We start from the raw sequence: 14027 nt of genomic DNA on the forward strand, positions 1-14027 counted from the left end.
AACGAACCGAAGGGCCCCCTGCCATCCGTGGTGCAGGGGGCCTTTCGGGGTTTTCCGGGATTGACCATGACCCTTCGGTTGTTTACCCAGGTGGACAAATCCGGGATCCTCGTCACGGAGGTGTGGGTCATGGCGGATGCCGCACTGCGGCTGAAGAGTCTGCTCGAACAGTTGTTGGGAACCGAACTGCCGGTTCGGATCCGGGCCTGGGACGGTTCGACGGCGGGGCCGCCCGGCGCGCCCACCCTGTTCGTACGCAATCGCCGCGCTGTGCGCCGACTGCTGTGGAAGCCGGGCGAACTGGGGCTGGCCCGCGCCTGGGTCGCCGGGGACCTCGACATCGAGGGCGACTTCTACGCCGCTCTCGGCCTGCTCTCCGGCCTGGTCTGGGAGCGCGAGGAGACCCGCTCCGCCCTCCAGGTCCTGCGCGACCCGCAGACCCGGGCCGCGGTGCTCGGACTCGTCCGGCTCGCCGGTCTGCCGCTGCCACCGGCCCCGCCCCGCGAGGAGATCCGTCGCGCCCGGGGCCATCTGCACACCAGACGCAGCGACAAGCGCGCCATCAGCCACCACTACGACGTCGGCAACGGCTTCTACGAGACCGTCCTCGGCCCGTCCATGGTGTACTCCTGCGCCTACTGGCCGGACCCGGACGGCACCCTGGAACAGGCCCAGCACGACAAGCTCGACCTCGTCTGCCGCAAGCTCGCGCTCCGGCCGGGGCAGCGGCTCCTCGACGTCGGCTGCGGCTGGGGCTCGATGGCGATCCACGCCGCCCGCGAGTACGACGTGAGCGTCGTCGGCATCACCCTCTCCCAGGAACAGGCCGCCTACGCCCGCAAGCGCGTCGCCGACGCCGGACTGACCGACCGGGTCGAGATCCGCGTACAGGACTACCGCGACGTGGTCGACGGGCCGTACGACGCGATCTCCTCCATCGGCATGGCCGAGCACGTGGGATCGGAGAAGTACCTGGAGTACGCCGAGGACCTGTACCGGCTGCTCGCGCCCGGCGGGCGGCTGCTCAACCACCAGATCGCCCGGCGCCCGCTGTCCGACGAGTCGGCCTACGACCTCGACGGGTTCATCGACGCCTACGTCTTCCCCGACGGCGAGCTCGCCCCCGTCGGCACCACCGTGACCCAGTTGGAGCGGGCCGGGTTCGAGGTGCGCGACGTCGAGTCGATCCGTGAGCACTACGCGCTCACCCTGCGCCGCTGGGTCGCCAACCTGGAGGCCGGGTGGGAGCGGGCGGCCCGGCTGGCCGGTCCCGGCCGGGCCCGGGTCTGGCGCCTCTACATGGCCGCCTGCGCCCTCGGCTTCGAACGCAACCGCCTCGGCGTCAACCAGGTCCTGGCCGTCCGCACCCCCGAGTCCGGCCGGTCCGGGATGCCGCTGCGCGCCCGCACCTGGAACTGAGCGCAGGCAAGGGGCCCGCCACCCCCTCGGTGACGGGCCCCCGGTGCCGTTTCCCCTACTCGGCCTTGATGGCGGCCAGCATGTTCATGCGGGCCGCCCGGCGGGCCGGCCACAGCGCGGCGAGGATGCCGACCGTCGCCGCCAGCAGCAGGAAGACGGCCATCCGGGCCCAGGGCAGGACGAGTTCGTACGTGGCCATCTTCGTGCCGAGCAGCTCACCGGCCGCCCAGCCGAAGAAGACGCCCAGTCCGATGCCGAGGACACCGCCGAACAGCGAGATGACCAGGGACTCCAGACGGACCATCCGCTTGATGCCCTTGCGGTCCAGGCCGATCGCGCGGAGCATGCCGATCTCCTGGGAGCGCTCGAAGACCGACATGGCCAGCGTGTTGATGACCCCGAGGACGGCGACGATCACCGCCATCGCGAGCAGGCCGTAGAGCATGTTCAGCATCAGCGTGAACATCTGCGCGATGGACTCGGAGAGGTCCTTCTTGTCCTGGACCTTGATGGCCGGGTTGGTGCCGAGCACCTTCTCCAGCCGGTCCTTTGTCGCGTCCGAGGCCCCGCCGGACGTCTTCAGCATGACCTGCATGTCGGACAGGTCGCTCAGGTGCGGGTTGAGGGTGGCGGTGTCCACCATGATGCCGCTGATCAGCTCGTTGCCCTCGTAGACGCCGGCGATCGTCAGCTTCTGCGCCTTGCCGTCCTCGTAGTGCACGGTGAAGGCCGAACCCGCCTTCCAGCCGTGCGACTTGGCGGTGTCCCGGTCCACGACCACCCGCGCCCCGCCGACCTCGAAGGTGCCGCTGTCGGTCTTCAGGTCGGTCAGCTTCCCGATCGCCGAGCCGTTGACGCCGGTCAGGAACTCGGTCTCGTTGTCGATCCGGGCGGGCGCGTTGCGCAGCGGGCTGACGGCGGTGACGCCCTCGGCCTTCGCCAGTTGCCGCTCCACGTCCGGGGAGAGCTCGTTGCCGTTCGCCATGGAGACGACGTAGTCCGCCTTGACGGCCGCCGACGCCATCTTGTCGATCGACTTCTGGAGGCTGCCCGCCATCACCGTCATGCCGGTGATGAGGGTGAGGCCGATCATCAGCGCGGAGGCGGTGGCGGCCGTACGGCGCGGGTTGCGCACCGAGTTCTGGCGGGCCAGCTTCCCGGAGATGCCGAAGACGCGCAGGACCGGGGCCGCGGCCGCGATCAGCGGGCGGGACAGCAGCGGGGTGAGGATGAAGACGCCGATGATCAGCAGGACCGCGCCCAGGCCCATGGGCGCCTGACCGTCCGAGCCCTCCATCGTCGTGGCCGCCAGGACGACGGCGACACCCGCCCCGCTGAACAGCGCGCCCAGCGTGTTGCGCAGCACCAGCGACTTCGTCGTCGCCTTGGCGTGCACGCTGCTCATCGCCGCGACCGGCGGGATCTTCGCCGCCCGGCGGCCCGGCAGCCAGGCCGCCAGCATGGTGATCAGGACGCCGACCGCGAGGGCCGCGGCGCCCGTGCCGGGGGTGATGACCAGCGGACCGTCGGGGACGGTCGCGCCGAACGTGCCCATCAGGGACCGGAGCCCGGCGCCGATGCCGATACCGGCCACGAGACCGGTCACGGCGGCCACCAGGCCCACCACGAACGCCTCGATCAGCACCGACCGCGTGACCTGCCGGCGGGAGGCGCCGACCGCCCGCAGCAGGGCCAGCTCCTTGGTGCGCTGGGCGACCAGCATGGTGAAGGTGTTGGCGATGATGAAGGTGCCGACGAACAGCGCGATGCCGGCGAAGACCAGCAGGCCCTGCTTGAGCCCGCTCATCGAGGCCGCGATCATCTCGGCCTGCCGGTCGGCGAGTTCCTTGCCGGTCTCGGTCTCCACCAGCTTTGCGGGGAGCGCCTTGTCCAGCGCGGACCGCAGCGCGGCCTGGGAGGTGCCGGGGGCGGCCTTCACGTCGATCTCGTCGTATGTCCCAGGCTTGCCGAACAGCTTCTGGGCGGTGGCGGTGTCGAACAGCGCGAGGCTGCCGCCGGCCGCGACATTGCCGTCGTCGGTGGTGAAGATGCCGGTGACGACCGGCTTGAGGACCGGGCCGTCGACCGAGAGGCGCACGGTGTCGCCGACCTTGTAGCCGGCCCGCTTCGCGGTCTCGGAGTCGATGGCGACCTGGTCCGGGCCGTGCGGGGCGCTGCCCTCGGCGAGCGGGTACCGGGGGTCCTTCGCGCCGTAGTAGTTGCCGCCCTGCGACTGGAAGCCGCCGCCGATGAGCTTGCCGTCCTTGTCGGCGATGGCGGTGAAGCCGCTGACCACACCGATGGCGTGCGAGGCCCCGGGGACCTCGGCGCTCCGGTCGAGCAGGGCCTGGGTCAGCTCGTGGCGCTTGCCGATCGTGTTGCCCTTGTCCTCGTCCCAGGTGGCGGTGACGGCGACGTCGACCTGGTCGAGGCCCTTGGCCGAACTCTTCTGGTAGGCCTCGGAGATGGTGTTGGTGAAGACGAGCGTGCCGCACACGAAGGCCACGCCGAGCATCACGGCGAGGACGGTCATGGCCAGTCGGGCCTTGTGCGCGAGTACGTTGCGCAGGGCGGTGCGGAACATCAGGAGGTGCGGCCCTTCGCGTCGAACTGCTTCATGAAGTCGAGCACGTTGTCGGCCGTGGGCTTGTACATCTCGTCCACGATCCGGCCGTCCGCGAGGAACACCACCCGGTCCGCGTACGCCGCGGCCACCGGGTCGTGGGTCACCATGACGACCGTCTGCCCCAGCTCCCGCACGGAGTTGCGCAGGAAGCCCAGGACCTCGGCGCCGGAGCGCGAGTCGAGGTTTCCGGTCGGCTCGTCGCCGAAGATGATGTCGGGCCTGGACGCGAGGGCCCGGGCGACGGCGACACGCTGCTGCTGGCCGCCGGAGAGCTGCGCCGGGCGGTGGCTGAGCCGGTCCCGCAGGCCGACCATCCGGATGACCGAGTCGAGCCACTCCTTGTCCGGCTTGCGGCCCGCGATGTCCATCGGCAGCGTGATGTTCTCCAGGGCCGTCAGGGTCGGCAGCAGGTTGAACGCCTGGAAGATGAAGCCGATCTTGTCCCGCCGCAACTTGGTGAGCTGCTTGTCCTTCAGGGCGCCCAGCTCGGTGTCGCCGATGCGGACCGAGCCGGAGGAGAAGGTGTCCAGGCCGGCCACGCAGTGCATCAGCGTGGACTTGCCGGAACCGGAGGGGCCCATGATCGCGGTGAACTCGGCCTGCCGGAACTCGACGGTGACCCGGTCCAGGGCGACCACCTGGGTCTCGCCCTGTCCGTAGATCTTCGACAGATCCGTGGCGCGTGCGGCCACGGAGGTGGCCCGGCCGGCTGGGGGCACCCCCGGACGCAGTCTGGGGGAGGGTGTGGTGGTCACGGGATGGAACTCCTAGCGGGACGACATCGTTGAAGGACGTCTTCCATCGTGGTGGCCGGACGCCGTCGTGTAGTCAGCCGCAGTCCTGGTTCCGAAGGCAGACTTCGGACGGACCGAGCGGCCCCGCGTCATACCTGGGGATGACGGGGGCCCCTGACGGGGGCCTGCGCGGAGAACGGGTGGAGCGTCCTCGTTCGGGCGGTGAAATTCCGTCATTCCGCATGCGCGCCCGGGTGCCCCGCGCAAGGCTATTGGCAAGTGCGGATGGCTCGTTCCATGGTCTGATGCACCCTCAGACGTCAATAAAATAAGACAACATCGGTCCGCCCGCCCACTGTTCGGGGGATGCGCCCCGATAGGCTCGGAACCTCAAACGCGGAGCCCATGACCTGCCCGGATGGTGGAATGCAGACACGGCGAGCTTAAACCTCGCTGCCCCTTCGCGGGCGTGCCGGTTCAAGTCCGGCTCCGGGCACTTTCCGCCCACGCGACGCGTACGCGCGCGTGGGCCGGCCTCCTGTCGTCACCCCTCGTAGACGGTCAGTACGGCACCGTCGATCTCGATTCTGCGGCCTGCGCGCATGCCGTCCCGGCGCAGGGTTCTCAGGCAGGTGTGGAACAGGGGCAGCTCGTCCGCGTCCAGGACGGCGGCGGCCAGTTCCACCAGTTCGGTCACTGACTGATCGGTCAGTACCTCGGGCAGCTCACCGGAGAGCAGGACGACCGACTCTCCGGCGGGCCCACGGACCACGGCCGTGGCCGGCCCGCCATGCACGAACAACACATTCCCCCCTGGGAGCCCGGGGTCGTGCGGCTCTCGCTCCTCGGGCAGGACGAGAGACTAGCGGGGCGGTGCGGCGCTTTCGGGCACAGTCGAGTTCTTTTTTCCGACTCCACGGAAGAGTGAACATCCCCGATCGAGGACCGCCGCCACCCGGCTCCCGGACGGTCACTTGCCGGTGCGGCGACCGGTCGGCAGCGGGTCGGTGAGAGCTGTTCGCGCAGTCGGCTGCGCGACCAGCCCCCGGGCACCCGCAGCCGTCCGACGGCATCGTCACGGCTCCCGACGGTTACGGCTTCGGGGTGCGGTCCAGCAGGGATTCCACCAGCGCAGCGACATGGCGGCGGTCGTCGGCCGAGAGTTTCTGGACGCTGGCGATCAGCAGGTCGACCTCGGGGTCGGCCTCGGTGTCCTGGCCCGACGGGCTGCCGTACACGTGGATGCCGCAGGCCTCCGCGGCGGCGCGGCGCACGGTGTCCAACGGGAGTTCCAGCCCCTTGGACAGTCCTTCGAGGGTGGCCGACTGGGGCATGCGGACGACGCGGTCGGTGGTCGCCAGGTGGTGGACGGTGGAGCGCGGGACGCCACCGCGGCGCGCCACGTCGCCGTAGGACCAGCCCTTGCGGTCCAGGCGCTCACGGATCAACTGCTGGAGTGCGTTGGCCACGGGTGGGTCACTTCCTGCTCGCCGCTCGGCGGAACCGTCCATGTCGGGGCCGATTCTACGGGCGGCCCCACCCGCCGCCGAAAGAGTGATTCCCCGAACGGGTTGCGCGGTGGCCCCGCGAAGCCCTACTGTCCAATCTCGTTGGACAGCTCGTCCGACCAAGTTGGACAGAGTCCGGGGGGAACCTGACTCGGTCCGACCGGAAATGCCCATCCCTGAGGGGGAATTGATCATGATGGACGCTCACGAGCTCGAGGCCGAGTCCGCGGAACTGCTGCCCGGCCGGGAGGCCCTCGGCCGTCTGAAGTTCAGCTTCAACAAGACGACCAACGTCACCAAGCACATCGCCAACGTCGAGGCCCACAACTCGTCCCTGGCCGTCAACGACCACTCCTTCGCCTCGGCCGCCGCCTCCCAGGCCGGCCAGAGCATCACGGTCACCCAGTAACACCCGCGCACCACCTCGAACCCGATCCGCACCACCTGAAAGGACGTCCGTCATGAGCATGGACATGCACGAGCTGGAGACCGAGTCCGCCGAGCTGCTGCCGGGCCGGGAGGCCCTCGGTCGTCTGAAGTTCAGCTTCAACAAGACGACCAACGTCACCAAGCACATCGCCAACATCCAGGCGGACAACCAGTCCGCGGCGCTCAACGACCACTCCTCGTACTCGGTCGCCGAGTCGCAGGCCTCGCAGTCGATCACCGTCAAGCAGTAACGCCGGTGTGACCACGGCCGTCGGGGTGGGCCGCCCGTACCAGCGGTGCGGTCCACCCCGACGGCCGTGCCAGGGGGGAAACGGGGAGGACGTGGGGGGAGACCACACATGACAGTGCTCGGAGACGGGCCCCCGACGCTGTACGACCCGGGGCCGGTGCCCGGGCCGGGCGGCTGGCCGGTGACGTACGAGCAGGTGGCGACGGGCAGCCTGCCGGTCGTCGAACAGCGGTTCGTGCCGCGGCTGAGCGCGGGACTGCGCCTGCACGGCGAGTACCAGGGATCGGGCTTCACCGAGCCCAAGTACATCGCCCGTCGGGGGGACGGGCAGGTCGTCCAGCTCTCGCGGCTGCTGTACCTGGTGGCGTCGTCCGTGGACGGCGAACGCGACACCGAGTCCATCGCCCACCGGGTGAGCGCGCGGTTCGGCCGCGAGGTCAGCGGCGAGAACATCCGCTTCCTCGTGGAGAAGAAGCTCGAACCGCTCGGGGTCACGGTCCCCGAGGGCCAGGAGAGCGACGAGGTCGACGCCCCGCGCTCCGACCTGCTGCTCGCCCTCAAGGGCCACCGGGTCATCTTCGACGAGCGGCGCACGGCACGGATCGCGGGGCTGTTCACCTGGCTGCACCGGCCGGTCGTGGTCGCGACCGTGCTGCTCACGGCCGTGGCCATGGACGTGTGGCTGTTCGGCTTCTTCGGGGCGATCGAGCCGGTCCTGGAGGTCCTCGACCAGCCGGTGCTGATCCTGATCGTCTTCGCCCTGACCGTGGCCTCGCTCGTCTTCCACGAGTTCGGCCACGCGTCCGCGTGCCGGTACGGGGGCGCCCGGCCCGGGTGCATCGGCTGCGGGATCTTCCTGATCTGGCCGTCGATGTACACGGACGTGACGGACGTGTACCGGATCGGACGCGGCGGCCGGATCAGGACGGACCTGGGCGGGGTCTACTTCAACGTGGTCTTCATGCTCGGCATGGCCGGGCTGTACTTCGCCACGGGGGAGCCCTTCTTCCTGGCCGCCGTGTACCTCGGGCACTTCGAGATCCTCGAGCAGTTGATGCCGGCGGTACGCCTCGACGGCTACTACATCCTCGGTGACCTCGCCGGGGTCCCCGACCTCTACGGCAAGATCAAGCCGATCCTGCTCGGACTGGTGCCGGGCAGGAAGGGGCGGGCGGCGCGCAAGGAGGTCGCCGGGCTGAAGAAGTCGGCGCGGACCATCGTGGCCGCGTGGGTGCTCACCATGGTGCCGCTGATCATCGGCGAGATGGGCTACGCCCTGTGGAACCTGCCCCGGATCATCGCCACGATGACCCGGTCCATGGTCGAGCAGTTCTCCGGCACCGGGGCGGCCTTCGCGGACGGCAAGGTCGTCGAGGGACTCGTCGGGGTGCTGGGCTGTCTGATGCTGCTCATCCCCATGGGCGGTGTCGTCTACCTCTCCGTGAAGATCGGCGGACGGCTCCTGCGGGCCGCCAAACGGTCCACGGCGGGGCGGCCCCGGCTGCGGGTGGCGCTGTGCGCGGTGGTCCTCGCCGGGCTGGCGGGGCTCAGCTACGCGTGGACGTCGGGGCTGACGCCCCAGCCGCTGCCGAAGAAGCCCCCGATCGCGCCCATCCTCCAGCCCGGGGTGTCGACGGAGGAACCGCAGCCCCGGCAGGCCACGACCCCGGACGGCGACACCGCCACCTCGGGCGAGGACGCCTCGGACGACCCGGCTGACCCGGGCTCCGGAGCGGTCGCGCCCACGGCGGCGGGCCGCTCCCCGGGCTCGGACACCTCCTCGCCCGGGGCGTCCTCCGGCGCCTCGGCGTCCGCCGCGCCGGCGTCGTCCGCGACGGCCCCCGGCCCGGCGGGCGCCGGTTCCTCCCGCGGGCCGGCCTCCCCGACGCAGGGCACCTCGGCGGGCCCGGAACCGTCGTCACCGGGCACGGGCCCCTCGGCCCCCGCCTCGCCCGCGACCCCGTCGGAGAGCATCCCGGCGTCACCCACCGAGACGGCCTCCCCGCCACCGGCCAGCGGTTCACCCGGGGCGTCCTGAGCGGGGCCGTCCGGATCCGGAGACGGCGGGACGGCGGGGAGGGGCGGGGCGGCACGGAGGGGGAGGGGCGGTGGGCACGGCCGAGGCCGGACCCACCGGTGATCCGCCGCGCCCCGCCCCGCCCTGCCCCTGTCCCGTCTTCGTGCGCGCCCGGCTCCTCCCCGCCGCCCCCCACATCCGTACTCATCCACCACCCAGGGAGATCCCTTGAGCAGCCACCGAAAACCCCGTACGTCCAGTCCGCTCACCCGCCGTGCCGTCCGTGTGGGGCTGTTCGCCGCCGGTGTCGCCGGTGTGGCGACCGCCGTGCCGGCCCAGGCGGCCACCGGCGGGACCGCCGCCAAGGTCGCCGTCGCCTCGGACCACGTCTTCAGCCACGCCGACCGCCTCGACCACACGGAGCAGAAGGACTCGTTCACCATCCGGCAGTTCGGGAAGGTGAACGCCGCCTCCGTGCGCAACCAGGCCAACGCCGTCTCGTCGGGCTGCACCGCCGACGACGAGTGCCGTTCGGTCGCGCTGTCGTTCCAGATCGTCACCGTCGCGGGCGAGCACACCCGCCTGAACGCGGTGAACCTCAGCGACGCCACCAACAAGAGCTGCACCGGCTGCCAGACCCTGGCCGGTGCCTACCAGTTCGTGGTCTCCACGCCCGCCCCGCTCACCCTCGACTCCGCCCACCGCCGCCAACTCGCCGACGTCCACCGCAGGTTGGACGCCCTGACCCGGTCCAAGATCCCCGCGACCGACCTGCGCGCCCGGGCCGACGCCCTCGCCGCCGAGGTCAACGCCGTCCTCCAGGACGCCGTGGCCGACGCCCCGAAGGGCGACGCGCAGGAGGACGTCACCATGCGCCGCCACCTGGACGGCTGGCCCGGCCGCTGACCCCGGAACGCCCGTCCGGCCCGCGCGGCAGCCGTCCGCGGGCCGGACGGGCGCCCGGACCGTTGACACCGGCGGACCGTTGACATCGGCAGACCCTGGGCGCAGACTCGGCTCACTCAAGTGAAAGAAACTTCACCACGCGAACACGAGCTCATGTGCGCGTCCCGCCACCAGGTCCCGAAGGGAACGTCCGATGCGTACCACCGTCGGCATCATCGGAGCCGGCCCCGCCGGCCTCCTCCTCGCCCGGCTCCTGCACCGCGCCGGCATCGACTCGGTCGTCCTGGAGAGCCGCGACCGTGCCTACGTCGAGCAGCGCCAGCGCGCCGGGATCCTGGAGCAGGGCACCGTCGACGTGCTGCGCGCGGCCGGCGCCGGGGAGCGCATGGACCGCGAGGGACTCCCGCACGACGGCATCGAACTGCGCTACGACAGAAAGCGCCACCGCGTCGACTTCCCCGCCCTCACCGGCGGCCGGTCCGTCATGGTCTACGCCCAGACCGAGGTCTGCAAGGACCTCATCGCCCTCCAGCTCCAGGACGGCGGCCCGCTGCTGTTCGAGGCGGAGGCCCTGGCCGTCGAGGGCGCCGGCACCGACACCCCGCGCGTCCGGTTCCGGCACGAGGGCCGCGAGGACGTCCTGGAATGCGAGTACGTCGTCGGCTGTGACGGCTTCTGGGGCGTGGCCCGCAAGGCGATCCCCGCCGAGCTGACCCGGGTGTTCGAGCGGACGTACCCCTTCGCCTGGCTGGGCATCCTCGCCGACGTACCGCCCTCGCACGACGAGCTCGTCTACGCCCGCCACGACCGCGGATTCGCCCTGCTGTCCATGCGCTCCCCGTCCGTCTCCCGCCTCTACCTCCAGGTCCCCACCGGCACGGACGCGGAGAGCTGGGGCGACGAGGAGATCTGGGACGAGCTGGAGCGCCGCTTCGAGACGGACGACGACTGGAAGCTGGACCGGGGACCGATCACCCAGAAGTCCGTCACCCCCATGCGTTCCCACGTCCACGAGCCCATGCGGTACGGCCGGCTCTTCCTGGCCGGGGACGCGGCGCACATCGTCCCGCCCACCGGCGCCAAGGGCCTCAACCTCGCCGTCGGGGACGTCGTGACCTTCGCGAGGGCGCTGACCCACCTGAAGGAGACGGGATCGGCCGAGCGCCTCGACGCCTACTCCGAGACCTGCCTGCGGCGGGTGTGGCAGGCCGAGCGGTTCTCGTACGACATGACGAGCCTGCTGCACCGGGCGCCCGACGCCACCCCCTTCGAGGACCGCATGCAGCTCGCCCGGCTGGAGCGGATCGCCGGATCCCGGGCCGCCGAGACCGACCTGGCGGAGGGCTACACCGGCTTCCCCTTCGGGTGAGGTCCCTCCGGCTCTGGGAATCACGCGTACGCGTAGCGTGTTGCGCAGGACATCGAGGGAAGATCCTCCCCAAGCACTAGGGTCATTCCTTTGCCTACCCATTACTCTTGAGGCAAGGCCCACACACGGTGGCCATGGAGGAGTGAAATGAGGAGCAGCAACCCGGTCTTCTCGCGACGGGGGTTCAGCCGCGACAACGGCTACGCGGGCTTCAACACCGCGCCGCAGGCCGGGAGCGCAGCCGTAGGCACGCAGGCCGGCCCCTACGCGCAGCCGCAGGGCAACCCGTACGCGACCAACCCCTATGCCCAGCAGCAGGGCGCGCCGCCGCAGGCCCCGGTGACCACCGGCCGGATGACGATGGACGACGTCGTCATGCGCACCGGCACCACCCTCGGCATCCTGATCGTCACGGCCGCGCTCGCCTGGGCGCTGCTGCCCGTCGACGACGCCAACATCGGCCGCTCGTACGGCATCGGCATCGGCGCCGCGCTGATCGGCATGGTCCTGGCGCTCGTCCAGTCCTTCAAGCGCAAGGCCACGCCCGCGCTGATCGTGTCGTACGCCGCGTTCGAGGGCGTGTTCCTCGGCGTGATCTCCAGCATCGTCGACAACCGCATCGCCAGCGGCGCGGCCATGCAGGCCGTGATCGGCACCCTGGCGGTCTTCACCGCGGTGCTGGTGGCGTACAAGGCGGGCTGGATCCGCGTCAACCGCCGCTTCTACGGCTTCGTGATGGCGGCCGCGCTCGGCTTCCTGCTGCTGATGGTCGTCAACACGCTGTTCGCCGTCTTCGGCGGCGGTGACGGCCTCGGCTTCCGCAGCGGCGGCCTCGGCATCCTGTTCGGCATCATCGGCATCCTGCTCGGTGCGTGCTTCCTCGCCCTCGACTTCAAGCAGGTCGAGGACGGCATCGCCTACGGCGCGCCGAAGGAGGAGGCCTGGCTGGCGGCGTTCGGTCTGACGCTGACGCTGGTGTGGATCTACATGGAGTTCCTGCGCCTCATCGCGATCCTCAACAGCAGCGACTAGTCCGCGCCTCGCGCGTGGAGGGGCCCCGGGTTCTGCGACCCGGGGCCCTTCGTCGTCTGGGGGTTCGGTTGCGGTGCGCGGCTAGAAGTACCTGCGCGCGGCCCTCCTCAGGTCGTACTCGTGGATGATCGCCTTGGCGTGGCCGTACGCGAGGTTGTGTTCGTGGCGGAGCCAGCTCACCTTCTCCTCGAAGCGGAAGAGGGCCGGGCCTTCGTCGACGGTGCGCAGCCAGTCGGACACTTCACGACCGGTGCAGTGAGGGATGCGGGCGAGCATGTTGCGGTGGGTCTCCTCGGAGAGGACGTGGGACATCGGCGCCTCCGGACGCAAAGGGGATGTAAGCCGGTCCTTCAGGTCACCGTGCCTGAGCGTTCGCCTGTTGGCAACAGTCCCGGTGCGACGCGTACGGTTGCCCGGTGGCTGATACTTCGCGTCTGACCCGGGCTGTGGACCACTTCGCCGACCGTCTGCGGGCCGCGCCGCAGAGCCGGCTGCAACGGGGCGCGGCCGCCGAGGCGCTGGGACTGGCCCGCGAGTTCGCCCGCCGGACGCAGGTCCTGGAGGAGCCGGGGACCCCGCTGCGCGAGATGCCGGACGCGGGCATGTTCGCCGCCGCCGACCAAATCACCGTGGCCGTGCACGACTTGGCCCTCGTCCTGACGGACGAGGGCCAAGTGGAGGAGGCTCTGGAGCTGGTGGCGCAGGCCCAGCAGCGGGCCGGTGTCTGACCGCGGCCGGGACCGCCTAGAGGGACGCTATGACCCGGTCGGCCAGGATGTAGACGTTCTCCTCGCCGCAGGCGAACGTCAGCGTGTACGCGCCCGAGACGCCGGAGCCGCCGAGCAGGACCGGGGTCTCGCCGGCGCGCAGGGCGGCCGCGAGGCGTTCGGCCGTCTCGCGGTGGCCCGGAGTCATGCACAGGGTCGTGCCGTCCGCGAAGACGTAGACGTCGAGGGTGCCGAGGGGGCCGGGGCGCACGTCGGCCAGTTCGGTGCCGGACGCGGCCAGTTCCTCCAGGGTGGCCACCGTGCGCTCGTGGTCGCCCACGGCGGGTGAGCCGACCGGCACGAAGTCCGGGTGGGAGGGGTGGCGGCGGCGGGCCGCGGCCAGTTCCGGGCTGTCTCCCGCGAACTCGTCCGCGTCGGCCGAGGACTCCGACACCGGCTCCAGCGGCTCCAGGCCCACGAAGTCGGCCTGCCGGGGCAGGAACAGCTCGCTGTCGGGCAGGCCGAGCAGCGAGGGCGCGTCGGAGGCGTCACGGGCCTCCTGGGCGGCCCAGAAGGCGCGCGCCTCGGCGAGCTCGCGCTCGCGCTCCTCGGCGAGGGCCTCGGCCACGGCGGCGCGTATCTCGTCGACGTCAGCGGCGGGACGCGCGGCCGGTACGAGACCCCGCACGGGCGTGCCGCTGTTCCTGGCGAGCTCGGTGTGCAGGGCGGCGACCTGTCGGCGCAGCACCATGAGGGTGCGCAGGACGGCGACGCCCACGGCGCCCGTGGCGGCCGTGGTGACCAGCAAGGCGATCGGCATGGCGCTCACTGACGTACTCCCGGTTCAAAGTCGACCCCCGACTTCCTACATCAGCTTGAAGGGCGGACTATCCCGCTGTCAGTGCGTAACGTCACGAATCGGACAGGACTTTGGGTCCGGTGTTTGGTGGTGTAACGGCTCTGAGCTGCGCAGATACCTCTGCGAAGGGAGATAGGTCACATCCTGAGGGAGATTGGATCACAAATCGGC

14 protein-coding genes and 1 tRNA gene are annotated in these 14027 nt (G+C 70.8%); 9 read left to right on the plus strand and 6 right to left on the minus strand.

The features are described 5' to 3' along the window. Positions 1-129: 129 nt before the first annotated feature. On the plus strand, positions 130-1419 hold the full coding sequence (locus ACZ66S_RS31520; protein WP_469904955.1) for a class I SAM-dependent methyltransferase: 1290 nt from the start codon (positions 130-132) through the stop codon (positions 1417-1419). 55 nt (positions 1420-1474) lie between these two features. Here ACZ66S_RS31520 and ACZ66S_RS31525 read toward each other — a convergent pair whose 3' ends face one another. Both ACZ66S_RS31525 and ACZ66S_RS31530 read right to left on the minus strand, forming a co-directional pair. Further along, positions 1475-4003, minus strand: a complete 2529-nt coding sequence (locus ACZ66S_RS31525) for an ABC transporter permease (protein WP_469904956.1) — start codon at positions 4001-4003, stop codon at positions 1475-1477. After that, positions 4003-4764 carry an ABC transporter ATP-binding protein gene (locus ACZ66S_RS31530; protein WP_469905031.1) on the minus strand — a complete coding sequence of 254 codons (762 nt, stop codon included), beginning with the start codon at positions 4762-4764 and terminating at the stop codon, positions 4003-4005. The genes ACZ66S_RS31525 and ACZ66S_RS31530 overlap by 1 nt, the downstream gene beginning before the upstream one ends. Positions 4765-5191: 427 nt before the next feature. Here ACZ66S_RS31530 and ACZ66S_RS31535 point away from each other — a divergent pair. Further along, positions 5192-5275 (plus strand) — tRNA-Leu (locus ACZ66S_RS31535). A 48-nt stretch (positions 5276-5323) separates the two neighbouring features. Here the strand turns inward: ACZ66S_RS31535 and ACZ66S_RS31540 are convergent. Next, positions 5324-5584 carry a hypothetical protein gene (locus ACZ66S_RS31540; protein ID WP_280851067.1) on the minus strand — a complete coding sequence of 87 codons (261 nt, stop codon included), beginning with the start codon at positions 5582-5584 and terminating at the stop codon, positions 5324-5326. Positions 5585-5870: 286 nt separating this feature from the next. After that, a complete protein-coding gene (locus ACZ66S_RS31545; protein WP_469904957.1) occupies positions 5871-6248 on the minus strand; it encodes a helix-turn-helix domain-containing protein in 378 nt (125 codons plus the stop codon). A gap of 232 nt (positions 6249-6480) precedes the next feature. Between ACZ66S_RS31545 and ACZ66S_RS31550 the strand changes: the two genes are divergently transcribed. The 6 genes from ACZ66S_RS31550 (at position 6481) to ACZ66S_RS31575 (ending at position 12290) form a co-directional block, all read left to right on the plus strand. Then, on the plus strand, positions 6481-6696 hold the full coding sequence (locus ACZ66S_RS31550; RefSeq protein ID WP_280894815.1) for a hypothetical protein: 216 nt from the start codon (positions 6481-6483) through the stop codon (positions 6694-6696). Between the two features lie 52 nt (positions 6697-6748). Then, a complete protein-coding gene (locus ACZ66S_RS31555; RefSeq protein ID WP_053848216.1) occupies positions 6749-6967 on the plus strand; it encodes a hypothetical protein in 219 nt (72 codons plus the stop codon). 108 nt (positions 6968-7075) lie between these two features. Continuing rightward, positions 7076-9004: a zinc metalloprotease gene (locus ACZ66S_RS31560; RefSeq protein WP_469904958.1), complete on the plus strand. Its 1929-nt coding sequence runs from the start codon at positions 7076-7078 to the stop codon at positions 9002-9004. Positions 9005-9211: 207 nt separating this feature from the next. Further along, positions 9212-9889 (plus strand): hypothetical protein, encoded by a 678-nt coding sequence (locus ACZ66S_RS31565; protein ID WP_469904959.1) that lies wholly within the window; start codon positions 9212-9214, stop codon positions 9887-9889. A 193-nt stretch (positions 9890-10082) separates the two neighbouring features. Next, positions 10083-11258, plus strand: coding sequence for a 4-hydroxybenzoate 3-monooxygenase (locus tag ACZ66S_RS31570; RefSeq protein ID WP_469904960.1), 1176 nt, complete (start codon positions 10083-10085; stop codon positions 11256-11258). A gap of 147 nt (positions 11259-11405) precedes the next feature. Next, complete coding sequence (locus tag ACZ66S_RS31575) at positions 11406-12290, plus strand: Bax inhibitor-1/YccA family protein (protein WP_469904961.1); 885 nt, start codon at positions 11406-11408, stop codon at positions 12288-12290. Between the two features lie 81 nt (positions 12291-12371). Here ACZ66S_RS31575 and ACZ66S_RS31580 read toward each other — a convergent pair whose 3' ends face one another. Then, positions 12372-12602 carry a DUF4287 domain-containing protein gene (locus tag ACZ66S_RS31580; protein ID WP_020120819.1) on the minus strand — a complete coding sequence of 77 codons (231 nt, stop codon included), beginning with the start codon at positions 12600-12602 and terminating at the stop codon, positions 12372-12374. A 104-nt stretch (positions 12603-12706) separates the two neighbouring features. On the opposite strand from ACZ66S_RS31580, the gene ACZ66S_RS31585 reads away from it, so the two are divergent. Next, positions 12707-13018, plus strand: coding sequence for a hypothetical protein (locus tag ACZ66S_RS31585; RefSeq protein WP_078960138.1), 312 nt, complete (start codon positions 12707-12709; stop codon positions 13016-13018). A gap of 16 nt (positions 13019-13034) precedes the next feature. Here ACZ66S_RS31585 and ACZ66S_RS31590 read toward each other — a convergent pair whose 3' ends face one another. Beyond that, positions 13035-13817 (minus strand): hypothetical protein, encoded by a 783-nt coding sequence (locus tag ACZ66S_RS31590; protein WP_469904962.1) that lies wholly within the window; start codon positions 13815-13817, stop codon positions 13035-13037. Positions 13818-14027 lie beyond the last annotated feature (210 nt).

Source organism: Streptomyces sp. NPDC107471 (assembly GCF_055582845.1).